Genomic DNA, 23,770 nt, shown 5'->3' with positions numbered 1-23,770 from the left:
TGGGATACCTGCCTTCTGCGTGTACTGGCTGAGCGGTTCGGTTCACGAGGTGACCCGGGCGGAGAGGTCGGCGGGGGCGCGGCCCGGGCCGGGGGCGGCACGCACGGTGAGGACCATGGTGAGGCCGCCGCCGGGGGTGTCCTCGGCGGCGAGGGTGCCGCCCATGGCTTCGGCGAAGCCCCGGGCGACGGCGAGGCCGAGTCCGACCCCGGCGCCGCGCGGGGCGTCGCCGTAGCGCTGGAAGGGCGCGAAGATGCGGTCCTTGGCGGCATCGGGGACGCCGGGCCCGCGGTCGGTGACCCGTATCTCGACGCGCTCGGCCAGGCCGCTGGCGGCGACGGTGACGGGGCTGTCGAGTGGGCTGTACTTGACGGCGTTCTCGACGATGTTGGCGACGGCCCGCTCCAGGAGGCCGGGGTCGACCTCGACCATGGGCAGGGTTTCGGGGATGTCGAGGACGACGCTGTCCTCGGGGACGCCGCCGAGCGCCATGGGCACCACCTCGTCGAGGTCGATCTCGCGGATGAGCGGGGTGACGGTGCCGGTCTGGAGCCGGGACATGTCGAGGAGGTTGCCGACGAGGTGGTCGAGGCGGTCTGCGCCGTCCTCGATGCCTTCGAGGAGCTCGGCGCGGTCCTGTTCGGACCATTCGACGTCGTCGGAGCGCAGGGACGTCACTGCTGCCTTGATGGAGGCGAGCGGAGTGCGCAGATCGTGGCTGACGGCGGCGAGCAGCGCGGTGCGGATGCGGTTGCCCTCGGCGAGCTTGCGCGCCTCCTCGGCCTCCCCCACCAGGCGCTGACGGTCCAGGACCACGGCGGCCTGCGCGGCGAACGCGCCGAGCACACGGCGGTCCTCGGCGGGCAGCACCCGTCCGGACAGGGCGAGCGCCATGTGGTCGCCGACCGGCATGTCGACATCGGCGTCCTCGGGCCGGGCCACCGGGTGCGGTCCGACGCTGCCCGCGCGCGTCCAGGGCTCGACGTCGCTCACGCGCTCCAGGAGGGCGACCGACTCCATGGCGAAGGTCTCGCGGACCCGCTCAAGCAGGGCGTCCAGGCTGGTCTCGCCGCGCAGCACGCTGCCCGCCAGGAACGAGAGGATCTCGGACTCGGCGCGCAGGCGGGCGGCCTGATGGGTGCGGCGGGCGGCGACGTCGACGACGGAGGCCACCGACACGGCCACCAGGACGAAGATCACGATGGCGACGATGTTCTTGGGATCGGCGATCGTGATCTTGTGGATGGGCGGCGTGAAGTAGTAGTTCAGGAGGAACGAGCCGAACGCGGCCGAGGCGAGCGCCGGGAGGAGCCCGCCGAGCAGGGCCGCGGCCACCGTCAGCGTGAGGAACATCAGCATGTCGTTGGCGAGCCCGAGGTCCGCGTCGACATTGGTGAGCAGGACGGTCAGCAGGGCGGGGCCGATCACGCCGGCCGCCCAGCCCCACACGATGCGGGCCCGCCCGAGCCGGGCGCCGCGCGCCACGGGCAGGCCGCGGCCCTTGGCGACCTCTTCGTGGGTGACGATGTGGACGTCGAGGTCGGGCCCCGAGTCGCGGGCCACGGTCTGCCCGACGCCGGGGCCGAGGATGTACTGCCAGGCCTTGCGGCGGCTGGAGCCGAGGACGATCTGGGTGGCGTTGACGCCGCGCGCGAAGGCGAGCAGCGAGGCCGGGATGTCGTCGCCTATGACGTGGTGGAAGCTGCCGCCGAGGTCCTCGACGAGGGTGCGCTGGACGGCGAGTTCCTTGGGCGAGGCCGAGGTGAGGCCGTCGCTCCTGGCCACGTACACCGCGAGGATCTCGCTGCCGGAGCCCTTGGCGGCCATCCGGGCGGCGCGGCGGATGAGGGTGCGGCCCTCGGGTCCGCCGGTGAGGCCGACGACGATGCGCTCGCGGGCCTGCCAGGTGGACTTGATGTCGTGTTCGCCGCGGTACTGCTGGAGGTATTCGTCGACCCGGTCGGCGACCCACAGCAGCGCGAGTTCGCGCAGTGCGGTGAGGTTGCCGGGCCGGAAGTAGTTGGACAGGGCCGCGTCGACCTTGTCGGACTGGTAGATGTTGCCGTGCGCCATGCGGCGGCGCAGCGCCTGGGGCGACATGTCGACGAGCTCGATCTGGTCGGCCCGGCGCACCACCTCGTCCGGCACGGTCTCGCGTTGGCGAACGCCGGTGATCGACTCGACGACGTCGCCGAGGGATTCCAGGTGCTGGATGTTGACGGTGGACACGACGTCGATCCCGGCCGCGAGCAGTTCCTCGACGTCCTGCCAGCGCTTGGTGTTGCGGGCGCCCGGCACATTGGTGTGGGCCAGTTCGTCCACCAGGGCGACGGCGGGCCCGCGCTCCAGGACGGCGTCGACGTCCATCTCCGTGAAGGCGCCTCCGCGGTACTCGATCTCGCGCCGCTGGATCTGCTCCAGGCCGTGGAGCATCACCTCGGTGCGCGGCCGGCCGTGGTGCTCGACGAACGCGACGACGCAGTCCGTGCCGCGCTCCACCCGGCGGTGGGCCTCGGACAGCATCGCGTAGGTCTTGCCGACGCCCGGTGCCGCGCCGAGGTAGATCCGAAGCTTGCCGCGTGCCATGGCCCCATTGTCTTTCAGAATTCAGCTGCGTACGCTGCGTCGACCTTACGGCCAACAATTCCGGCAAATGGGGTGGGGGTAGGGCGGGGGCCGCGTATTGACGCGATTCTGATGCCCCACCCCGGTGCTCACCTGCGGTTCGGCTGGGGGCCGTGGTCGACGAGCTCCCCGTCGTTCAGTTCCAGCACCCGGTCGGCGAGGCCGAGGAGCTGGCTGTCGTGGGTGGCGACCAGGGCGGTGACGCCCTCGCTGCGGACCACGGCGCGGATCAGCTCCATCACCGCGAGGCCGGTGTCGGCGTCGAGCTGCCCGGTGGGCTCGTCGGCGATCAGCAGGGCCGGACGGTTGGCGAGCGCGCGGGCGATGGCGACGCGCTGCTGCTGGCCTCCGGAGAGCTCGCCGGGGCGCTGCTTGGCATGGTCGCCGAGGCCGACGAGGGAGAGCAGCAGGGCGACGCGTTCCTCGCGCTCGCGCGGGTCGGCCTTCTTGAGCCGCATCGGGACGCCCACGTTCTCGGCGGCGCTGAGGATGGGGATGAGACCGAAGGACTGGAAGATGAAGCCGATCCGGTCGCGGCGCAGCTCCAGAAGGTCCTGTTCGCCCAGGCCCACGACGTCGGTGCCGTCGACCGTGATGGCGCCCTCGTCGGGCTGGTCGAGGCCGCCGAGGAGGTTGAGCAGGGTGGTCTTGCCGGAGCCGGAGCGCCCCTTGAGGGCGACGAGCTCGCCGCGCGGCACCTCGAAGGAGATCCCGCGCAGCGCGTGCACGGCGGCGGCGCCGCTCCCGTACGAGCGGTGGAGGTTGTCGACCCGGACCATCGGCCCGGTGGGCCGCTCCCCCGCGACGGCCGTCCCGCCGCCCTGTGCGCTGGTGCTCTGCGTCATGCCCGACTCCCCCGTACGTACGTGTGCGCGACCGGGCGCCAGTATGTGCAGGTTGCACCCGGCCGGGCAATGGATCGCAGGTGATCTGCCCGGATTGCCTGGGCGAACGGGGGTCTCGCGGGCAACCGGGCGGCGGCCGGAGCCGGCCGGTCCCTCAAGTGCCGCCCGCGGACCCCGCGTTGACGGTCAAGGCGCCGCTCCCGGACACGCCGGTGGGCCGCGCCCCCTGTCCGGGAGTGCGGCCCATCGGGCACCTCTGTGTGCGGTACGGCTGCGGGGTCAGCGGATCTCGCTGATCTCCGGGCCGCGCTGGAGCTGGCCCATGCCGCCGGAGAAGCGCGAGCCCTCCTGGTCCTCCTGCTGCACGCCGTCGGGCACCATCTGCGCGTCGTTGGGGAGCTTCAGGACGATCGGGTCGCGGGGCGCCATCGGGCCCTCGCCGCGCACCACCACGGTGTCCCGGAAGATCGTCTCGAGCAGCCCGGCGGCCTGCGGCTGCACCGCGCCCTGGCCGGAGATGACACCGCGCAGGAACCAGCGGGGGCCGTCCACGCCCACGAAGCGGACCAGCTGGACACCGCCCGTGCCGTCGGGCAGCTGCACGGGGACCTGCGCGCGCAGCTCCCAGCCCAGCGGGCCCTCGACCTCGTCGATGATGCCGCCCTGCTGGGTGATGCCGGAGGCGATCTCCTCGCGGACCTCGCCCCAGATGCCTTCCTTCTTCGGGGCCGCGAAGGCCTGCAGCTGGACCGCGCTGTCGTTCAGCACGACCGTGGCCGCCACGATCGCGTCGCCCGCGACCTCGACCCGCAGCTCCATGCCCTCGACCCCGGGGACGAAGAGTCCGCCGAGGTCCACCCGGCCCTCGCCGGGCTCGGTGACCTCGGCGAGGTCCCACGGCCCGTCCGGACGGGGCGCGGGCGGCAGGTTCACCCTGCGCACCTCGCCTGCTCCGTCGGCGTCGGTCCCGTCGGACGCGGTGCCCTCGACAGCCTGCTCGGCCTCGCCCGCCGAGTCCTCGGCGTTACCGCTCTTCTTGCGACGTCCGAACACGTCACTGTCCTTCCCGGTCGGATACGACCGAAGCGTATCGATTCCCACCCGTAGTGCCGCCACTGGCGGCCGAACCGTCCACGGCGGAATGACCGCCGGTGGACCCGAAGCCCCCCTCGGCCCGCGCCGAGCCGGGAAGCTCCGCCACCTCGTGGAAGCGCACCTTCTCGACCTGCTGGACGACCAGTTGGGCAATGCGGTCGAAACGCTCGAACCGAACGCTCTCGCGAGGGTCGAGGTTGACCACGATCACCTTGATCTCCCCACGGTACCCGGCATCCACCGTCCCCGGGGCATTCACCAGGGCGACACCGCAGCGGGCGGCTAGCCCCGAGCGGGGGTGCACGAAGGCCGCGTACCCGTCGGGCAGCGCGATCGAGACGCCGGTCGCCAGGACCGCCCGCTCGCCGGGGGCGAGTTCGGCGGCCTCGGTGGTCACCAGATCGGCTCCGGCGTCGCCCGGGTGCCCGTACGCCGGGATCGGCACCTCCGGGTCGACACGGCGGATGAGGACATCTACGGGTTCACGGGTCACGGGTTCACCTCGAAGGCGCGGGCGCGCCTGACCTGGTCGGGGTCGGACATGGCGGCCTGGATCTCGGCCGGGCGTCCGTTGTCGATGAAGTGGTCCACCTTCACCTCGATGAAGAGGGCCTGGGCACGGACCGCCACGGGCCCCCCGGGGCCGCCGATGCGGCCGGTGGCCCGGGAGTAGATCTTGCGGCCGGCCACGGCGGTGACCTCGGCCTCGAGGTGCAGCACCGTGCCGACCGGCACGGGGCGGGCGAAGTCCGTCTCCAGGCGGCCGGTCACCGCGATCACCCGCAGCAGCCAGTTCAGCGAGCCGAGCGTCTCGTCGAGCGCCGTGGCGAGCACCCCGCCGTGGGCGAGGCCCGGGGCGCCCTGGTGGGCTTCGCGCACGGTGAACTCGGCGGTGACCCGCACGCCCTCTTCGGCGCGGGCGGCCAGGTGCAGTCCGTGGGGCTGTCCGTCTCCGCAGCCGAAGCAGTGCCCGTAGTGCGCACCGAGGAGCTCGCCCGGCGCGGGCGCCTCGGGGTGCCGCACCGGCGCTATGGCGTCGGCCGGGGGCGTCAGGGACGCAGATGTAGCAGTCACAGCCGCAGACCTTACCCGCGGTCAAGGCGCAGGTCGCGCCGTGCCAAGCTAGCTTTCATGCAGCCCAATGCCCCGCAGTACGCAGAACGCCTCACCGCGCCCCGTTCGTGGTGGTTCATCTCCGTCCTCGTCGGCGTCGCGTGCGCGCTGATGCTGCTGCCGGTGGGCACCCTGCCGATGCTGGCCGGCTTCGTCGGCGGCACCGCGGCGTCCTGGGTCGTGGTGAGTTCGTACGGGTCGGTGCGGATCCGGGTGCTCCCGGACACCCTGGTCGCCGGCGAGGCCCGGATCCCGACGAAGGCGCTGGGCGAGCCCGAGATCCTGGACGCCGAGGAGGCGCGGGCCTGGCGGCTGCACAAGGCCGATCCGCGCGCGTTCATGCTGCTGCGGGCCTACATCCCGACTGCGGTGAAGGTGGAGATCACGGACCCGGCGGACCCGACTCCGTACGCCTATCTCTCGACCCGGGACCCCGAGGCCCTGAAGGCGGCGATCGACGCGGTCCGCACCGCCTGAGGCCCGCCCTTCAGCGGCCGAGCTCCCTGGGGGTCTTCCCCTGCGGCAGCGGGTTGTCCGGCTGCTCCAGGGCGGGCAGCTCGGGCAGCGCGTCCCAGGGCACCTGGCGCTCGCGCAGGTCCTTGCGGATGTGCCCGGCGAGCTTCTTGGTGTCCCGCCGGTTCATCACGGCGCCGACGGCCGCGCCGACCATGAACGGCGTCAGGTTCGGCAGATTGCGGACCATGCGCTTCATGATCTGCTGGCGCAGCTCGCGCTTCATCTGGCCGCCGAGCGCGAAATTGAGCGACGTCGGCTTGGTGACGTCGATGCCGCGCTCCTCGGTCCACGACGTCAGATAGGCCATGGAACGCTCCTTGAGCGTGCCGGGCGGCCGCATTCCGTAGACCTCGTGCAGCTCGGCGATGAGCTTCAGCTCGATGGCGGCGACGCCGGTGATCTCCGCGGCCAGCTCGGCGGGCATCGCGGGCGGTACGGGCAGCATCGCGGCCGCGCCGATTCCCGCGCCGACCGTGGAGGTGCCGTTGGCGGCGCCCGCGATCAGTTTGTCGGCGATCTGCTCCGGGCCGAGACCCGGGAAATGGGCGCGCAGGGTCGCCAGGTCCCGCACGGGAATGCGGGGGGCGACTTCGATAATCCGGTCGGCAAGGTGGCCGAGCGAGGCCTTTACGCCCTCGCCGCCCTTGCGTACGCCCTTCTTGAGCACCGGAACGCTCTTCCTCAGGGCGGGAACGCCCTTGTCGAGAGCGCCCTTGCGCAGGGCGTCCAGGCGTCGGGCCCCGGCCGCGGGCCCCGCCTTGTGCTCCGTGTCCGGTGCCGTGACGGCTGCTTCGAGCGAGGCCTGGTGGCCCCGCTCGGCGTCACGTGCACCGTCGGCAGCGCTCCCCGCAGGGAGGCGGACCGGCTCGGCGGGGTCTTCCACGCCTCCTGCCGGGCCTGTGCCGCCCTGTGGTGCCTCGGTGGAACCCGGGGCACCCTTCCTCCGGAACGGTCGCTTCCGGGGCGGTTTCGCGCCTGCCACAGCCGGCCTGCTCAGTCGCAGTCGCGGCAGATCGGCTGGCCGTTCTTCTCCCGGGCCAGCTGGCTGCGGTGGTGCACGAGGAAGCAGCTCATGCAGGTGAACTCGTCGGCCTGCTTGGGCAGGACGCGCACGGCGAGCTCTTCGTTGGACAGGTCCGCGCCCGGCAGTTCCATGCCTTCGGCGGCCTCGTACTCGTCGACGTCGACAGTCGAGGTGGACTTGTCGTTGCGCCGGGCCTTCAGCTCTTCAAGGCTGTCGGAATCGACGTCGTCGTCGGTCTTGCGTGGGGTGTCGTAGTCCGTTGCCATGTCGCTCTCCCCCTCTGGGTGGTTGCGGTGTCTCAGCGCACGTAACGCGTGAGAGGCCGGACTTGTGCCCGACCTGAGGCGGAGATTTTGCCTCACATCAAGGTCTGTTACTCAATCGACACCCAACCGCACTCCTCAAGAGTGATCGTCTTGGATGGCGATCGGGACCGTACACGGTCCTAATGTCGCACTTCACCAGCGCCACCCCGTGTACTTCCCGTGATCTCACCCCCTGGAAACCCGGACTTTTCCCGGGATTCCAGCGGATTCGACGATCACGGAGAGTAGGTGGCCGGATGTTTACCTTTGTGACTGATCACACACGAAACTCACAGGAACAGGTCCCGAAAATTCCGCGCAAAGCGAACTGTCAAAACGGCTTCGAGCAGCGTCTCAGACCGGCAGGGTGACACGCATCACGAGGCCGCCGCCTTCGCGGGGCTCCGCGATGATACGGCCTCCGTGAGCCCTCGCGACCGACCGGGCGATGGACAGGCCGAGGCCGACGCCCTTGTCGCTGCCGGTGCGCTCGGTGCGCAGCCGCCTGAACGGCTCGAAGATGTTGTCGATCTCGTACGCCGGAACCACCGGCCCGGTGTTGGTCACAAGGAGCGTCGCGTGACCGTCCTTGAGCTCGGTGACCACCTCGACCCAGCCGCCTTCGGGGATGTTGTACCGGACGGCGTTCTGCACCAGGTTCAGGGCGATGCGCTCCAGGAGGACGCCGTTGCCCTGGACGACCGCGAGGCCGCGCTCGCCGCGGACCTCCACGCCCTTGGCATCGGCCTCGGCCCTGGCCTGGTCGATGGCGCGGGAGGCGACCTCGGCGAGGTCGACCGGCTTGCGGTCGATGATCTCGTTGTCACTGCGGGCGAGCAGCAGCAGGCCCTCCACCAGCTGCTCGCTGCGCTCGTTGGTGGCGAGCAGCGTCTTGCCGAGCTGCTGGAGCTCCACCGGGGCGCCGGGGTCGGAGAGGTGCACTTCGAGCAGCGTGCGGTTGATCGCGAGCGGGGTGCGCAGCTCGTGCGAGGCGTTCGCGACGAACCGCTGCTGCGCGGTGAAGGCCCGCTCCAGGCGGTCCAGCATCTCGTCGAAGGTGTCGGAGAGCTCCTTGAGCTCGTCGTCGGGGCCGTCCAGCTCGATCCGCCGGCTCAGGTCCGTACCCGCCACCCTGCGGGCGGTCCGGGTGATCCGGCCGAGCGGTGACAGGACGCGGCCGGCCATCGCGTACCCGAAGGCGAACGCGATGACGCTGAGGCCCACGAGGGCGAGCAGGGAGCGGCTCAGGAGGTTGTCGAGGGCGTGCTGGCGCTGGGCGGCCATGCAGGCGCTGATGGCGTCGTTGAAGGCCCCGGGGGTGCCCCGCTCCGGGAGCTGGCAGCTGCCGCTGGAGACCACGATGTTCTGGCCGTCCACGATCTTGAACGGGGTGCTTCCCGCGTGCAGGGCCTGGGCGGCCAGCAGGTAGATGATCGAGAGGAGCAGTATCCCCGCGATCATGAACATGCCGCCGTAGAGCAGCGTGAGGCGTATGCGGATGGTGGGCCTGAGCCACGGGAAGGGCGGCTCGGCGGACTTCGGGGCCCAGGTGGGCTTCGGAGGCGCCGTCGGCGGCGCGGGAGTGGCGGCCATCGTCGTCAGATCCGGTAACCCGAGCCCGGCACGGTGACGATCACCGGGGGCTCGCCGAGCTTGCGGCGCAGCGTCATGACGGTGACCCGCACGACGTTGGTGAACGGGTCGGTGTTCTCGTCCCAGGCCTTCTCCAGGAGCTGCTCGGCCGAGACGACCGCGCCTTCGCTGCGCATGAGGACCTCCAGGACCGCGAATTCCTTGGGCGCGAGCTGGATCTCCCGGCCCTCGCGGAAGACCTCGCGGCGGTTGGGGTCCAGCTTGATGCCTGCCCGCTCCAGGATGGGCGGCAGCGGCACGGTGGTGCGCCGGCCAAGGGCGCGCACGCGGGCGGTCAGCTCGGTGAAGGCGAAGGGCTTGGGCAGATAGTCGTCCGCGCCGATCTCCAGGCCCTCGACGCGGTCGCTGACGTCTCCGGCGGCCGTCAGCATCAGGACACGCGTGGGCATGCCCAGCTCGACGATCTTGCGGCAGACGTCGTCGCCGTGGACGAGCGGGAGGTCCCGGTCGAGCACGACCACGTCGTAATCGTTCACACCGATGCGCTCCAGGGCCGCGGCGCCGTCGTACACGACGTCGACGGCCATGGCCTCCCGGCGCAGTCCGGTGGCCACCGCATCGGCGAGCAGCTGCTCGTCCTCGACGACGAGTACGCGCACGGCGCATTTCCTTCCCTAGGGACCCGCGTCGTTCGCGGGCAAATCTCTGCACTGAACCAGTGACTGTGCGCTTCCATCCTGCCCCTTACGCCCATAAACCGGCGGTAAGACGGTGCCGGACCGGAGCCCGCCCGCCACCTGCGGCTTTCGGCCGGACGGGGTGAGTGCCGCGGGAATGGACAGGATTGGCGCGGCAGTTGAGGTTTCTTTGAGAGTGGGCTTGGGGAGGACGACTGCACACCCCGCGATCACGCCCTGTATGTGGCATGCCACATCCTCATGTCGTGGTCGCGACCCACCGTCGGCACACCCCCGTGCCACCGACCCACGACGAGGGGGCGCACCATGGACGCTTTCACCGCAGGACTTCTGCAGCGCATCAGGACCACGGAAACCGACCTCACACGGGCACGCGAAACCGGCGACGACTTCCTCGCCGACGTCGAGCAGGCCGAGCTGGACGACCTGCGTCGTCTGGCCGCCGAGCACGGCGTCGAGGTAGCCGCAGCGCTCTGACCCCACCCACCAGGAAACCCCGGCGCCACGGGACGGCGCCGGGGTTTCGTCATGCCCGGGGGCCGCGACGGGGCGCTCAGTCGTGCCAGGCCCCGTACTCCTCCAGGAGCGACTGGAGCGGGCCGAAGAGGTCCGGGGACGCGGCGATCGCCAGCTCGCGGGACGGGGGTGTGCCGGGGCGGCCGCCGGTGAGCGCGCCCGCCTCGCGGGCGATCAGGTCGCCGGCCGCCAGGTCCCAGGGGTTGAGGCCGCGCTCGTAGTACGCGTCGAGCCGGCCGGCCGCCACGTCGCACAGGTCGATCGCCGCCGAACCGCCGCGGCGGATGTCGCGGAACCGCGGGATCAGCTGCTGGGCCACCTCGGCCTGGTGGGCGCGTACGGACTGGACGTAGGCGAAGCCCGTCCCCACCAGGGACTGGGACAGCGGGGCCGGCGGGCGGCAGCGCAGCGGGCGATCGCCCTCGAAGGCCCCGCCGCCGAGCACGGCGTGGTAGGTCTCGCCGCGCATCGGGGCGGCGACCACGCCCGCGACCCGCTCACCGTCCTGTTCGGCGGCGATGGAGACGGCCCAAGTGGGCAGCCCATAAAGGTAGTTGACGGTTCCGTCGAGCGGGTCGATGACCCAGCGGATGCCGCTGGTGCCCTCGCTGGAGGCACCCTCCTCGCCGAGGAAGCCGTCGTGCGGGCGGTGCTCGGAGAGGTAGCCGGTGATCAGCTTCTCGGCGGCGATGTCCATCTCGGTCACCACGTCGATGGGGCTGGACTTGGTGGCGGCGACGGCGAGGTCGGCCGGGCGGCCGTCGCGCAGCAGCTCGCCGGCCCGCCGGGCGGCTTCCAGGGCGAGGCCGAGCAGTTCGCGGTGCAGAGGGTCGGTCATCGGTGCTCCTTACGCGTACGGACTGTCGGCGCCGGCGGCCGCGGGCTTGGCGCCACCGCGGGCGGCCGGGCAGCAGCCGACCGCGCAGAGGTCGTGCGAGGGGCCGAGTGCGCCGAGGGCACAGCGCTCGGCGGGCAGCCCGCGCTCGGTGACGGCCCGCTCGACGACGAGCTCGCGCACGGCCGCGGCGAAGCGCGGATCGGCGCCGACGGTCGCGGAGCGGGCCACGGGCAGGCCGAGCTCGGCGGCCTTGGCGGTGGCCTCCGTGTCGAGGTCGTACAGGACCTCCATGTGGTCGGAGACGAAGCCGATGGGGACCATGACGACGGCCGGGGCGCCCTCGCCGTGCAGACTCTCCAGGTGGTCGCAGATGTCGGGTTCGAGCCAGGGGATGTGCGGGGCGCCGGAGCGGGACTGGTAGACGAGCTGCCAGGGCCGCTCGACGCCGGTCTCGACCTGCACCGCGTCGGCGATGATCCCCGCCACGTCGAGGTGCTCGCGGACGTAGGCGCCGCCGTCGCCGTGCTCCTCGACGGGCCCCGAGGTGTCGGCGGCGGCCGTGGGGATGGAGTGCGTGGTGAAGGCGAGGTGGGCGCCCGCGCGGACGTCCTCGGGCAGCTCGGCGAGCGACTTCAGGACGCCGTCGATCATGGGGCGGACGAAGCCGGGGTGGTTGAAGTAGTGCCGCAGCTTGTCCACCCGCGGCACGGCGAGCCCCTCGGCCTCCAGCGTCGCGAGCGCCTCCGCGAGGTTCTCGCGGTACTGCCGGCAGCCCGAGTACGAGGCGTACGCGCTGGTGGTGAGGACCGCGATGCGGCGGCGGCCGTCGGCGACCATCTCGCGCAGGGTGTCGGTGAGGTAGGGCGCCCAGTTCCGGTTGCCCCAGTACACCGGCAGGTGCAGGCTGTTCTCGGCGAAGTCCTTGCGCAGCGCGTCGAGCAGCGCGCGGTTCTGCTCGTTGATGGGGCTCACCCCGCCGAACAGGAAGTAGTGCTGCCCCACCTCCTTGAGCCGCTCCTTGGGGATGCCGCGGCCGCGCGTCACGTTCTCCAGGAACGGGACCACGTCGTCGGGGCCTTCGGGGCCGCCGAAGGAGAGCAGCAGCAGGGCGTCGTACGGGGCGGCGGCCGCGGCCGCTCCGGGAGCTGGATCGCGCAGTTCGGACATGACTCGATCCTGCCATCCGCCTCTGACAGCGGCTGAACCGAGCCGGAGAATGCCGGGAGTGCCGGGGACCTTCGAGGGAACGCGAGGCGGCGAATTCCGGAGGGCGCCGGTCGGAAAAGACGGTGCGCGCGTCGACTTCAGCGTCGTAAGCTTTAGGAATTAATTACACGCGTCACGCCGGATCCCGGAGCCCCCGTTGCCCAGTCCCTACCGCGCGATATTCGCCGCCCCCGGCACCAAGGGGTTCTCCGCCGCCGGCCTCCTCGGGCGGATGCCGCTGTCGATGATGGGCATCGGCATCGTGACCATGGTGTCCCAGCTGACCGGCCGCTACGGCCTGGCGGGGGCGCTCTCGGCGACGCTCGCCATGTCGGCCGCCGTGGTCGGCCCCCAGATATCCCGGCTCGTGGACCGGCACGGCCAGCGGCGGGTGCTGCGCCCGGCCACCCTGGTCGCGGTGGCCGCCGTCGCCGGGCTCCTGCTCTGCGCCCAGCAGGGCGCCCCGGACTGGACGCTGTTCGTCTTCGCGGCGGGCGCCGGCTGCGTGCCGAGCGTCGGCTCGATGGTGCGGGCCCGCTGGGCCGCGATCTACCGCGGCGACGCCCAGAACCTGCACACGGCGTACTCGTGGGAGTCGATCGTCGACGAGCTGTGCTTCATCCTCGGGCCGATCCTGTCCATCGGGCTCTCCACCGCCTGGTTCGCCGAGGCGGGCCCGCTGATCGCCGCCTGCTTCCTGGTGGCCGGCGTCTTCACGCTGACCGCCCAGCGCGCCACCGAACCCGTACCGCATCCGCACGAGCAACACGGCGGCCGCTCCGCGCTCGGCTCGCGCGGACTCCGGGTCCTGGTCGCCACGTTCGTCGCCACCGGCGCCGTCTTCGGCTCGGTCGACGTGGTCACCGTGGCCTTCGCCGACGAGCAGGGCCACAAGGCGCTGGCGAGTGTGGTGCTCGCCGTGTACGCGCTCGGATCCTGCCTCGCGGGAGCCGTGTTCGGGCTGCTGCGCCTCAAGGGTGCGGCGTCGAGCAGATGGCTGGTGGGTGTCTGTGCGATGGCGGTGAGTATGATCCCGCTCCAACTGGCCGGGAACCTGCCGTTCCTTGCCGTGGCGCTCTTTGTCGCGGGCCTGTCCATCGCACCGACGATGGTGACGACGATGGCCCTCGTCGAACAGCACGTACCGCGCAGCAAGCTCACCGAGGGCATGACCTGGACCAGTACCGGGCTCGCGGTCGGTGTGGCCCTCGGCTCCTCCGCCGCAGGTTGGGTGGTGGACGCGGCGGGAGCGCAGGCGGGGTACCTGGTGTCCGGCGTGTCGGGAACGCTCGCGGCGGTGGTGGCGTTCCTGGGGTACCGCCGGCTTCGCAGGCCGGTGACGCATCGGGAGGGGCTCGAAGCAGATGAGCGGAGCGAACGGCAGCAGCACCTGGCGTAACTGGGCGGGGAACATCACCGCGCGCCCGGCGAGGGAAGTCTCCCCGGCCTCCGCGGCCGAACTCGCCGAGGCCGTGCGCCGGGCCGCCGAGGACGGTCTGACGGTGAAGGCGGTCGGCACCGGCCACTCCTTCACCGCGGCCGCCGCCACCGACGGCGTGCTGATACGTCCCGACCTGCTGACCGGCATCCGCGAGATCGACCGCGCCGCGATGACCGTCACGGTGGAGGCCGGCACCCCCTTGAGGCGGCTGAACGCGGCGCTCGCCAGGGAGGGCCTGTCGCTCACGAACATGGGCGACATCATGGAGCAGACGGTGGCGGGTGCGACGAGCACCGGAACGCACGGCACCGGGCGGGACTCGGCCTCAATCGCCGCCCAGATCAAGGCAGTTGAGCTGGTCACGGCGGACGGCTCGCTCCTGACCTGCTCCGAGAAGGAGAATCCCGAGATCTTCGCGGCAGCCAGGATCGGGCTCGGCGCGCTCGGCGTCGTCACCGCGATCACCTTCGCCGTGGAGCCGGTCTTCCTGCTCACGGCCCGCGAGGAGCCGATGCCCTTCGACAAGGTCACCGGCGAGTTCGACGCGCTCTTCGCGGAGAACGAGCACTTCGAGTTCTACTGGTTCCCGCACACCGGCAACTGCAACACCAAGCGCAACAACCGCAGCGTGGGCCCCGCCGCCCCGCCCGGAAAGCTCAGCGGCTGGATCGAGGACGAGTTCATGTCCAACGGGCTCTTCCAGGTGGTGTGTTCACTCGGCAGGGCCGTGCCCGCGACGATCCCGTCGATCGCCAAGGTCTCCAGCCGGGCGCTGTCCGCCCGCACGTACACCGACATTCCGTACAAGGTCTTCACAAGCCCGCGCCGGGTGCGGTTCGTGGAGATGGAGTACGCCCTGCCGCGCGAGGCCGTGGTCGGGGCGCTGCGTGAAGTGAAGGCCCTGGTGGAGCGCTCGCCGCTGCGGATCAGCTTCCCGGTGGAGGTCCGCACCGCACCCGCCGACGACATCGCGCTCTCCACGGCGTCGGGGCGCGAGACCGCCTACATAGCCGTGCACATGTACAAGGGCACCCCGTACCAGACGTACTTCACCGCGGTCGAGCGGATCATGACCGCGCACGCGGGCCGGCCGCACTGGGGCAAGGTGCACACGCGCGACGCGGCCTACTTCGCGGAGGTCTACCCACGCTTCGCCGAGTTCACCGCGCTGCGCGACCGGCTCGACCCGGAGCGCCGCTTCGGCAACGCCTATCTGCGGCGCGTGCTCGGCGAGTGAGGTGCTACGGGGTGGGGCTGCCGCCGGACTTCGTGTCCGGGGTGGCCCGGCTGTCGGGGCCGCTCCCCGATCCGGAGCTCTGGGACGTGGACGGCGTGGGCGTCGGGGTCGGCGTCGTACCGCCCGAGCCGGAACCGGATCCGGACCCCGAACCCGAGCCCGCATCCGTGGACTTGGAGGGGGAAGGCACCGGCGAGGGACCGGTCGTCGACGAGCCTTCTCCGGTCGTGCCGCTGCCGCCGGTGCCCGGCGTCGGTGAACCGCCGGTGCCGGGCGCGTGCTTGTGGTCGTCGCCGGTGTCCGAAGGCGCGGACGGCTTCTCCCGCTTCTTGGAGCCGCCGGTGAGCACGGACGAGAGCGTGGTCCCGGTGCCGTTGCCGCCGACCTCACCGCCGGAGATCACTTCGTACACGGTGATGCCGCCCATCGACACGCCGAAGACCACGGCCGCCGCGAGCAACGGCCGCTTCCATCCGCGCAGCCGGGTGCCGTGGACAGTCGCCTCGTTGAACTGCTTGGCGGGGCGGGCCGCGGACGACAACAGCCGGGTCTCGTCGACGGACTTGAGCAGCTGGGTGCGGTCGGCGTCGGCCTGCGGCAGCATCGTCGTCCCGTCGAGCGACTTCAGCAGCTGGGTGCGGTCCACGTCGGCCTGCGGCAGGACCGTGGTCTCGTCCTGCGCCCCCTTGTACGGGGAGACCACGGGCACCTGGCGCGAGCCGGCCTTGGCCTGAACGGTGACCTCGCGCAGCTGTTCGCCGGTCCGCTTGAAGAAGTGCTGGAAGACGGTACCCCCGCAGGTGGCGACCACGCTCACGACACCGGCGCCGACGAACGTGCCGTACACGCCCATTTGCGAGGCGAGCACCGCGGCGGTGACCGCGGCGAGCGCGCTGCCCGCGACTTGAGGCACGCTCAGGTCGATGCGCTTCTTCTCTTCGGTTCCGGTGTCCGGCTTGTCACCCATTGCCAGCCTCTGTTCGCCCTTCTGGTCCGTCTTGCACAGAGAAAGGACATTTGAGCGAAAGGAATAGTTCCGTTTCCGAGGATTGTGTGAAGCAGGACACGTACGGATCACTCGCCAAGGCTTTACAACGGGTCCAACTCCCGTACCCCGCGAGAACTTCGGCGGCGCGCCGGTCCACCCCGGTGGCCCGAATGGAGTACTGTGGCGAGCCCTGGGCCCCGGGTCCCACACGGGTATCCGGGACTTACGGGAGGGGGCCGAACGCGGCACTCGAACCGGCGGCGCCGCGGCACCGCACGGACGCCTGCTGCACAGAGTGACCAGCCCGGTCACTCTGCGTTGCGAAAAGGTAACCGTGCCATAACGGCGTTCCAGGGCCCATGCCCGACACGCCGGGCAACTCGGCAATGTTGTGGCAGGCTGCACCCGGGCAGGCCACACTCGACTAGCGGAAGCAGCGACGCACGTGACGTCGGCAGGCACCACCCGGGAGGTCCCCATGCCCGAACTGCGTGTCGTGGCCGTCTCCAACGACGGCACACGACTGGTGCTCAAGGCTGCGGACAGCACGGAGTACACGCTTCCGATCGACGAGCGGCTCCGGGCCGCTGTGCGCAACGACCGAGCCCGCCTCGGACAGATCGAGATCGAGGTGGAGAGCCATCTCCGCCCGCGCGACATCCAGGCGCGTATACGAGCCGGTGCCTCCGCCGAGGAGGTCGCCCAGCTCGCCGGCATTCCGGTCGACCGCGTACGCCGTTTCGAGGGCCCCGTCCTCGCCGAGCGCGCCTTCATGGCGGAGCGGGCGCGGAAGACTCCCGTGCGGCGTCCGGGCGAGAACACCGGTCCCCAGCTCGGCGAGGCCGTCCAGGAGCGGCTGCTGCTTCGCGGCGCCGACAAGGACAGCGTCCAGTGGGACTCCTGGCGCCGCGACGACGGCACCTGGGAAGTCCTGCTCGTGTACCTGGTCGCGGGCGAGCCGCACTCCGCGAGCTGGACCTACGACCCGCCGCGCCGGCTCGTGCAGGCCGTCGACGACGAGGCCCGCTCACTCATCGGCGAGTCCGACGACACCATCACCGCGGTTCCCGAACCGAGCTTCCCGTTCGTGCCCCGGATCGCCCGGCTGCCCCGGGACCGGCCTCTGGACCGCGCCCTGGACCGCCAGTTGGAGCGTCCGACGCCGCCGCCCGAGCCGGTGGCGGACGAGAGCGACTCGCTGACCAGTCTGCTCGAAGCCGTGCCGAGCTTCCGCGGCGACATGGTCGTGCCCGAGCGTCCGACGGCTCCGCCCGAGCCGCCCGAGACCGAGCCGGCCGCCGAGCCGGAGGTCGAGGAGCCGCCCGCGCCGGCCGCTTCGGCGGGTGCGGGTTCCGCCTACGCGGATGTGCTGATGCCGCGCACGGTGGCCGGTCATCGGGACCGGCTCACCGGGACCACCGATCGGCAGGCCGAGGCGGACGGGGTGCGGCCCGGGCGGCGGGCGGCTGTCCCCAGCTGGGACGAGATCGTGTTCGGGACGCGCAGGAAGAAGCAGGACTAGCCGAACTGGGCGTTCTGCTGGGCGCGGCCTCGGACGCCGGTTGTTCGACTGCGGGCCGTCGTGGGCTGGTCGCGCAGTTCCCCGCGGCCCTGAACGCGCGGGCCCGCACCCTGTGTGCGGGCCCTTGCCCTGCCTGCCCCCTACTGCGGGTCCGGGCCCGTTGCTACCGGGCGGGACTCGTCCGACGACCACTCCGACCATGAACCCGCGTACAGCGCCGCCGGGATGCCCGCCACCGCCAGGGCCAGGACCTCGTGGGCGCCCGAGACTCCGGAGCCGCAGTACACGCCCACCTCGGTGCCCGAGGCGCCCAGGGACTTGAAGCGGGCGGCCAGTTCGTCGGCGGGCAGGAAGCGGCCGTCCGGGCCCACGTTCTCGGTGGTGGGCGCCGAGTGGGCGCCCGGGATGTGTCCGCCGACCCGGTCGATGGGCTCCACCTCGCCGCGGTACCGCTCCCCCGCACGGGCGTCGAGCAGCAGTCCGGAGCGGGCAAGGGCCGCCGCCGCGTCCGCGTCCAGGAGCTTGACGGCGCCCGGCTCCGGCCTGAAGTCGCCCTCGGCGGGGGCGGGGATCTCGGTGGAGAGCTCGCCCGTCCAGGCGGCCAGGCCGCCGTCCAGGACGCGGACGTTCTGGTGGCCCGTCCAGCGCAGCAGCCACCAGGCGCGGGCGGCGGCCCAGCCCTGTCCTCCGTCGTACACGACGACAGGCGTCCCGGCCGACACGCCCGCCCGGCGCATGACCCGACCGAATTCGGCCACGTCCGGCAGCGGGTGGCGGCCTCCCGGTCCCGGCGGACCCGCCAGTTCCGCGTCGAGGTCGACGAACACCGCGCCGGGCAGGTGTCCTGCCTCGTACTCGGCCCGGCCGTCGAACGCGGGTGCGCCGGCCGCCTTCGCCAGACTCAGCTGCCAGCGGATGTCGAGCAGTACCGGCGGTCGCGGCCCGGCCGTCTCGGCCGCGAGTTCGGGTGCGGAGATGATGGCATTCATGGACTCATCCTTGCGCAGAGTCCACCGGGAACGTAACGCTCAGGAAAAGGATGAGCAGCCCCAAAACGGGCATCCTCCTGCGGGAACGCGCCAAAAGCGGCGCGGCCGGGGCGCGCTGCGGCGCTGGTGGTGGAAGCATCGGCCCGGGTGCGCGGGTTCCCGAACCGCACCACCGAGCAGCAGTTTGGCGACGGTCGAGGAGAGAGTGACGATGACCCAGTCGGAGACCCGGCGCACACCTGGCACGCCTTGCTGGGTAAGTCTCATGGTGCACGGTCTGGCCGAGACCCAGGAGTTCTACGGGGCACTGTTCGGCTGGGAGTTCCGGCCGGGGCCGAACCAGCTCGGCCCGTACGTCCGCGCGCTGCTCGACGGCAAGGAGGTCGCAGGAATCGGCCAGCTGCCGCCCGACCGACATCTGCCGATCGCCTGGACCACCTATCTGGCGACCAACGACGCGGACGCGACGGCCGAGACGATCCGGCACTGCGGCGGCACCGTCGGCGTCGGCCCGCTGGACGCGGGGGACGCGGGCCGGATGGCGATCGCCTCGGACCCGGCGGGCGCGGTGTTCGGCGTCTGGCAGGCCGGTGCGCACGTCGGCTCCGCCGTCGCGGGCGCGCCCGGCACCCCCGCCTGGAACGAGCTGGTCACGCGCGAGACCTCGACGGTCGGCAAGTTCTACCAGGCGCTGTTCGGCTACGACGTGGAGGCCGTCGTGTCGGCCGACTTCGACTATGTGACGCTCCATCTGGAGGGCTGCCCGGTCGCCTCGCTGCACGGCGTGGGCAACGCCCTGCCGCGCGACAAGGGCGCGCACTGGATGACGTACTTCGAGGTCGCCGACGTCGACGAGGCCTCCGTGCGGGTCACCGATCTGGGCGGGCACGTCCTTCAGCAACCGCACGAGGGCGCGAGCGGACGCCTGTCCACGGTCGCCGACCCCGAGGGGGCGGTGTTCACCCTCGTACGATCGAACGGATGAACCCCAACTCCCTTGTCCCGTACGTGAGTTGCGGCTGACCGAGCCGGGGCACGCACGCGGTCCACCGTGGCGTACACCAGACGGGGGATGCAGGACACTCGGGGGCCCGCAGCGTGCTGGAAGGCACCTTCGCGCCCCTCGCCGCTGTGGAACGGCTCGGCCAGGCTGGCGTGACCCGGCTCGCCGCGGAGAGCGGACCGCCGAAGGCCACCGCCCACCGGCTGCTCCAGCAGCTGGCGGATCTCGGCGCGGTGGAGCGACAACAGCAGGGCCAGTACCGGATGGGCCCGAGGATGTTCCGGCTCGGCGGCGCAGTTCCCGGTAGAGGGCGACGCCTCCTCCAGGCGGCCCAGCGGCACCAGGGCGCTCGCGGCCTTGGCTGTGAAGTGGCAGCAGTCCTGGGCGTCGGCGTCCGGGTCGCAGAGGGCGCGGCCGCGCATGCCGAGGTCGGCGGTCGCCTCCGAGTAGCCGATCGCCATGCAGAGTTCGAGGGCGGCGCGCAGGGCCCGACGGCCCACGCCGTACGGGTCGGCGCCCCGCTCGCGGTGGCCCGGTATCGCGCCGAGCAGCAGGCCGCGGTCGGGGCGGGCCTCCAGTTCGGCGGCGCGCTCGTCGTGCAGCGCGGCCCGTACCGCGTCGGAGAGCGCGCGACAATCCGCGTACGCCTCGGGCTCGTCGCTGGTGCAGTCCGACCAGACGTAGCCGCGGGCATCGAGCGGAGGGCGCCGAGGGCTGGTGTCACCGGGACGGTATCGGTGAACTTCCTTACGGCATCGGCCAGTTCGGTGGTCAGTGGTCGGTCGTCTCCCGCGACCGCGACCCTCGGAACGCTCGGGTCGGCGCGCCGCACGAGCAGTGCCAGGAACTCCTGCTCGGTGGCGGAGGCCGCGTTTGCTTCGGTCGAACGCGAGGGTGAGCGGCGGGCGTGGGCGAGCAGGAAGTCGAAGGAGACCGGACTGTCGAGGAGCACGGGACGCCTCCCGGTAGGTGTACGGGACTGGGACGGGGCCCGCGCCCCTTGGTGAAGGCGCGGGCCCCGCTGCGCACACGTCGCTGGAGCGTGTCGGTCGGAAGGCGACGATGTTGTAGTGCGTCCGGCGCGGTCGGGCGGATGGAACCGGTCTTGCGCACGACGATCTTCTTCATGGTGTCCTCCTTGAAGGGAGCCGTCCGCGGTGGCGGCGACAACCCAGGGAGTACCTGGGCTTCGGTGGTCGTGGTGTTCGGGCGAACCGTTGCCGAACACTTCCGTGCCGAGCGCCGGACGCCCGCCGAACACGAGCTACAGCGGGTTCCGCCCGGGCCGGGTGGAGGCGGTGGCGGTGATGCTCACCGCGGCCAGCACGGTGACGACCGCGGCGAAGACGGCCGCCGAGGTGGTCAGCGACGTGACGGTCACCAGGAGTCCGACGCCGATCGCCGGTACCGCCATCCCCAGATAGGCGCCCACGAAGTAGGCGGACACGACCTCGCTCGTCCGGCCGGGCGGCGCGTGCCGGGTCACCAGCGCGAGCCCCGCCTTGAAGGCCGCGCCGCCGCCGGCGCCGCTCAGCGCGGAGCCCAGCAGGAACATGCCCAGCGAGGAGGCGGGCAGGGCCGCCACGATGAGAACGAGCCCGAGGGGCACGGCCACCATGCCCGCGACGGCGCTGGTGTGCGGGGCGAGGCGGACCGTGGCGAGCTGGGCGAGGCCGGCCGAACCGAAGGCGCAGAGGACCACGACCCCGACGGTCACCGGACTGGTGACGCGCAGCCCCTCGGCCAGGAAGCGGCTCGTGAGCGCGGAGAGCAGACCGAGCACGGCGAGCGAGCAGAAGGCGGCGGCGGCCGCGGCGGTGAACAGCGAGCGCATGTCCGCCGGGATGCCCAGGCGTTGCGGCCGGATGCTCAGCCGTCCCCGGGACACCGTCTCCGGCAGCCGGACGAGCAGCAGACCGGGCAGCGCCATCGCCGCGAGCACCAGGTAGGGCGTGACCAGCGGGTGGGGAACGTACTGGACGAGGGCCCCGGAGAGCAGCGGGCCGCAGCCCAGTCCGACCATGCCGGTCACCGAGGAGATCAGGGCGGCCTTCGCCCGGTTCAGGTGCAGCTCGCCCAGATAAGCGGTCGCCGCGCCCATGGTCAGCCCGACCGACAGGCCCGAGAGGACCCGCCCCGCCACGATCCCCGGCAGGGTGGGAAGGACCGCGAACGTCAGGCAGCTCAGTACGGTCAGGGCCAGCGCCGGAGCGATGGCCGCGCGGCGCCCTATCTGGTCCGACAGCCCTCCGAAGAGGAGCAGCACGACGAGGATTCCTCCCGCGTACGCGGCGAAGACCAGGGCGATGACGAGGGGCGTCAGACCCAGTTTCTGCGCGTAGAGGGAGTAGACCGGGGTGGGAAGGGTGCCGTTGAGCATCACGACGAACAGCAGATAGGTGACGGTCCAGGCCGCGGCGGGCCGGGGCGGCGGGGCGGCGGCTTCGGCCGCGGGGCGGACATGGTCGGTGGTCATGGGCTCCGTCTCTTTCGGCGTTGTCCCGCGGATCATGCGACGGCGTCGAGTTCTCGGGCGGCGAGGTAGGCCCGTACTCCCTTCCACCCGCACTTGCGGCCGAGGTGGCCGGTGGTGACCAGCTCTTCCAGCAGGGGCGGCGGCGCGAACTCCGCCCGCCCGTAGTCCTCGTGGAGGCGGCGCTGCACGGCGAGCGCGACATCCGCGCCGACGGTGTCGAGGAGACGTGTGGGGCCGATCGGCTGGCCGCCGACGGACTTCGCCACCCCGTCGAGGAGCTGTGGGCCAACCACGTCGTGGTGCAGCAGCGCGAGCGCGTCGTTCAGATAGGGGAAGAGCAGGTAGTTGACGAGGAAGCCGGTGCGGTCGGCGCATTCCACGCCGGTCTTTCCGAGCCGCCGCACGACGTCGTGGGCCGTGGCCAGCGCCCGTTCGCCGGTGCGCTCGCTCCGTACCACCTCCACCAGCGGCATCATCGGGGCCGGGTTGAAGAAGTGCAGGCCCACGACGTCGCCGGGACGGCCGGACGCCTCGGCGCAGTCGCGCACCGGTAGGCTGGAGGTGGTGGTCGCGAGGACCGCCTGAGGCTTGCACACCGCGCCCAGTTCGGCGAAGAGTCCGCGTTTGACGTCGCGGTCCTCGATCACCGCTTCGACCACGAGGTCGGCCCGGGCGAGCACGGAGCGGTCCGCGGTGCCGGTCAGAGTGCCGCGCGTCTCCCCGGGCGCCGGCGCTGTGCCCAGCAGGGCGAGTTCGACCGCCTCGGCCGCCGCTGCGGCTTTCGTTTCCGTACGGGCCACCAGCACGGTGCGGTAGCCGGCCCGCAGGAACACCTCGGCGATGCCGGTGGCCATGGTGCCGGATCCGACGACGGCGACCGTGCCCGGGGCGGCCGGCGGCGAGGAGGGCCCGGGCCGGACCGGCTGCTGGGCGACCGCTCCCGTCCGGTAGTCGTGGAATCCGCGCCCCGACTTCCTGCCGAGGTCGCCGCGCCCGATCAGCCGGCCGAGCACCGGGGCGGGCTCGAAGCGCGGGCCGAGGCGACGGTGCAGCCCGTCGAGGACGTCCTTCGCGGTGTCCAGGCCGATGCCGTCCAGGATCCGCAGCGGTCCTTGGCGCCAGCCGCAGCCGAGCCGCAGCGCCGTCTCCAGTTCCTCGGTGCCGGCACGGCCTTCGTGGTGCATCCAGGCGGCCTGGTTGAGGATGCCGAACACCAGGGCCGGCGCGATGGATCCGGGCCGGTCGGGGACCTGGTGGACCTTCAGCCCGGTCCGCTGGAGCAGGTCGCCCAATGCCGTCGCGCTCCGGTTCGTGGCGCCCGGTGCCGCTGCCAGCTCGACGGCGGTGAGGCGCTCGGCGTCCAGGAAGCGCAGCGCGAGGAGGTCCGGCCGTCCCGCGCCCGCGAGTTCGGCGGCCGTGGCGGTGAGCGCCGTCGTGACGACCAGGGCATCGGGCCGGGCGTGCCGGGCGATGCCGGCGAGCACGGCCCGCTTGGCGGACCCGGTCTCGGGCACCGCCTCGATGACCACGTCCACGGCGCCGGCCTCCCGGAGGTCGTGCGTGACCCGCACGTCCGTCCCGGCGAGCCGTCCGCGGCTGCGCTCGGCGGCCGCCGCGTCCGCCTCGACGCCGACGGTGGGCACGCCCGCCGCGGACAGCCGGCGGGCCAACTCCGCTCCGGCGCCGCCGAGTCCGACGACCGCGGCCGTGGCGATGTCCCCCGTTGTCATGTGGTTCTTC

Annotated in this window: 22 protein-coding genes; 7 read left to right on the top strand and 15 right to left on the bottom strand. The window is 72.0% G+C overall.

Features of this window, described 5'->3' with window-relative positions:
- Window positions 1-42: 42 nt before the first annotated feature.
- The 5 genes from IE206_RS24390 to IE206_RS24370 form a co-directional block, all read right to left on the bottom strand.
- The gene (locus tag IE206_RS24390; protein ID WP_189965501.1) at window positions 43-2,586 is read right to left on the bottom strand and encodes a DUF4118 domain-containing protein; all 2,544 of its coding nucleotides are present in this window, start codon (window positions 2,584-2,586) and stop codon (window positions 43-45) included.
- A gap of 128 nt (window positions 2,587-2,714) precedes the next feature.
- Complete coding sequence (locus IE206_RS24385) at window positions 2,715-3,470, bottom strand: ABC transporter ATP-binding protein (RefSeq protein WP_189965499.1); 756 nt, start codon at window positions 3,468-3,470, stop codon at window positions 2,715-2,717.
- A gap of 279 nt (window positions 3,471-3,749) precedes the next feature.
- On the bottom strand, window positions 3,750-4,523 hold the full coding sequence (locus IE206_RS24380) for a DUF3710 domain-containing protein (RefSeq protein ID WP_189965497.1): 774 nt from the start codon (window positions 4,521-4,523) through the stop codon (window positions 3,750-3,752).
- Between the two features lies 1 nt (window position 4,524).
- Window positions 4,525-5,058, bottom strand: coding sequence for a dUTP diphosphatase (gene dut / locus IE206_RS24375; protein WP_189965494.1), 534 nt, complete (start codon window positions 5,056-5,058; stop codon window positions 4,525-4,527).
- On the bottom strand, window positions 5,055-5,639 hold the full coding sequence (locus tag IE206_RS24370) for a PaaI family thioesterase (RefSeq protein WP_189965492.1): 585 nt from the start codon (window positions 5,637-5,639) through the stop codon (window positions 5,055-5,057). Before IE206_RS24370 ends, dut begins: the two co-directional genes overlap by 4 nt.
- 57 nt (window positions 5,640-5,696) lie before the next feature.
- On the opposite strand from IE206_RS24370, the gene IE206_RS24365 reads away from it, so the two are divergent.
- Complete coding sequence (locus IE206_RS24365) at window positions 5,697-6,155, top strand: DUF3093 domain-containing protein (RefSeq protein ID WP_189965490.1); 459 nt, start codon at window positions 5,697-5,699, stop codon at window positions 6,153-6,155.
- Window positions 6,156-6,165: 10 nt separating this feature from the next.
- On the opposite strand, the gene IE206_RS24360 is transcribed toward IE206_RS24365, so the two are convergent.
- The 4 genes from IE206_RS24360 to IE206_RS24345 form a co-directional block, all read right to left on the bottom strand.
- Window positions 6,166-7,176: a hypothetical protein gene (locus tag IE206_RS24360; protein WP_189965488.1), complete on the bottom strand. Its 1,011-nt coding sequence runs from the start codon at window positions 7,174-7,176 to the stop codon at window positions 6,166-6,168.
- An 11-nt stretch (window positions 7,177-7,187) separates the two neighbouring features.
- The gene (locus IE206_RS24355; RefSeq protein ID WP_053725482.1) at window positions 7,188-7,484 is read right to left on the bottom strand and encodes a DUF4193 domain-containing protein; all 297 of its coding nucleotides are present in this window, start codon (window positions 7,482-7,484) and stop codon (window positions 7,188-7,190) included.
- A 393-nt stretch (window positions 7,485-7,877) separates the two neighbouring features.
- Entirely contained in the window at window positions 7,878-9,116 is a 1,239-nt protein-coding gene (locus tag IE206_RS24350) for a sensor histidine kinase (RefSeq protein WP_189965486.1), read from the bottom strand.
- A gap of 5 nt (window positions 9,117-9,121) precedes the next feature.
- Entirely contained in the window at window positions 9,122-9,775 is a 654-nt protein-coding gene (locus tag IE206_RS24345; RefSeq protein WP_053725484.1) for a response regulator transcription factor, read from the bottom strand.
- 345 nt (window positions 9,776-10,120) lie between these two features.
- On the opposite strand from IE206_RS24345, the gene IE206_RS24340 reads away from it, so the two are divergent.
- Complete coding sequence (locus IE206_RS24340) at window positions 10,121-10,291, top strand: hypothetical protein (protein ID WP_189965484.1); 171 nt, start codon at window positions 10,121-10,123, stop codon at window positions 10,289-10,291.
- 76 nt (window positions 10,292-10,367) lie between these two features.
- On the opposite strand, the gene IE206_RS24335 is transcribed toward IE206_RS24340, so the two are convergent.
- Together IE206_RS24335 and IE206_RS24330 are read right to left on the bottom strand one after the other, a co-directional pair.
- The gene (locus IE206_RS24335; protein WP_189965482.1) at window positions 10,368-11,168 is read right to left on the bottom strand and encodes an inositol monophosphatase family protein; all 801 of its coding nucleotides are present in this window, start codon (window positions 11,166-11,168) and stop codon (window positions 10,368-10,370) included.
- A gap of 9 nt (window positions 11,169-11,177) precedes the next feature.
- A complete protein-coding gene (locus IE206_RS24330; RefSeq protein WP_189965480.1) occupies window positions 11,178-12,335 on the bottom strand; it encodes a ferrochelatase in 1,158 nt (385 codons plus the stop codon).
- A gap of 196 nt (window positions 12,336-12,531) precedes the next feature.
- On the opposite strand from IE206_RS24330, the gene IE206_RS24325 reads away from it, so the two are divergent.
- Together IE206_RS24325 and IE206_RS24320 are read left to right on the top strand one after the other, a co-directional pair.
- On the top strand, window positions 12,532-13,773 hold the full coding sequence (locus tag IE206_RS24325; RefSeq protein WP_189965478.1) for an MFS transporter: 1,242 nt from the start codon (window positions 12,532-12,534) through the stop codon (window positions 13,771-13,773).
- Window positions 13,739-15,052: a D-arabinono-1,4-lactone oxidase gene (locus IE206_RS24320; protein WP_189965476.1), complete on the top strand. Its 1,314-nt coding sequence runs from the start codon at window positions 13,739-13,741 to the stop codon at window positions 15,050-15,052. Before IE206_RS24325 ends, IE206_RS24320 begins: the two co-directional genes overlap by 35 nt.
- A 4-nt stretch (window positions 15,053-15,056) precedes the next feature.
- Here the strand turns inward: IE206_RS24320 and IE206_RS24315 are convergent, their stop codons facing one another.
- A complete protein-coding gene (locus tag IE206_RS24315) occupies window positions 15,057-16,019 on the bottom strand; it encodes a hypothetical protein (RefSeq protein ID WP_189965475.1) in 963 nt (320 codons plus the stop codon).
- Window positions 16,020-16,518: 499 nt separating this feature from the next.
- Between IE206_RS24315 and sepH the strand changes: the two genes are divergently transcribed.
- Window positions 16,519-17,562: a septation protein SepH gene (gene sepH / locus IE206_RS24310; protein WP_189965473.1), complete on the top strand. Its 1,044-nt coding sequence runs from the start codon at window positions 16,519-16,521 to the stop codon at window positions 17,560-17,562.
- A 140-nt stretch (window positions 17,563-17,702) separates the two neighbouring features.
- On the opposite strand, the gene IE206_RS24305 is transcribed toward sepH, so the two are convergent.
- Entirely contained in the window at window positions 17,703-18,551 is an 849-nt protein-coding gene (locus IE206_RS24305) for a sulfurtransferase (RefSeq protein WP_189965471.1), read from the bottom strand.
- Window positions 18,552-18,762: 211 nt separating this feature from the next.
- Between IE206_RS24305 and IE206_RS24300 the strand changes: the two genes are divergently transcribed.
- Window positions 18,763-19,536, top strand: coding sequence for a VOC family protein (locus IE206_RS24300; protein ID WP_189965469.1), 774 nt, complete (start codon window positions 18,763-18,765; stop codon window positions 19,534-19,536).
- Between the two features lie 113 nt (window positions 19,537-19,649).
- Window positions 19,650-20,561 carry a helix-turn-helix domain-containing protein gene (locus IE206_RS42575; protein WP_226599780.1) on the top strand — a complete coding sequence of 304 codons (912 nt, stop codon included), beginning with the start codon at window positions 19,650-19,652 and terminating at the stop codon, window positions 20,559-20,561.
- Window positions 20,562-20,818: 257 nt separating this feature from the next.
- Here IE206_RS42575 and IE206_RS24290 read toward each other — a convergent pair whose 3' ends face one another.
- Window positions 20,819-22,030 (bottom strand): MFS transporter, encoded by a 1,212-nt coding sequence (locus IE206_RS24290; RefSeq protein ID WP_189965467.1) that lies wholly within the window; start codon window positions 22,028-22,030, stop codon window positions 20,819-20,821.
- 32 nt (window positions 22,031-22,062) lie between these two features.
- Window positions 22,063-23,760: a 3-hydroxyacyl-CoA dehydrogenase family protein gene (locus IE206_RS24285; RefSeq protein ID WP_189965465.1), complete on the bottom strand. Its 1,698-nt coding sequence runs from the start codon at window positions 23,758-23,760 to the stop codon at window positions 22,063-22,065.
- Window positions 23,761-23,770: the final 10 nt, after the last annotated feature.

It is taken from the genome of Streptomyces violascens, assembly GCF_014649955.1.
GTDB lineage: Bacteria > Actinomycetota > Actinomycetes > Streptomycetales > Streptomycetaceae > Streptomyces > Streptomyces violascens.
Note: the sequence above shows the minus strand (reverse complement) of the source record. Positions and strands in the feature narration are given on the sequence as shown.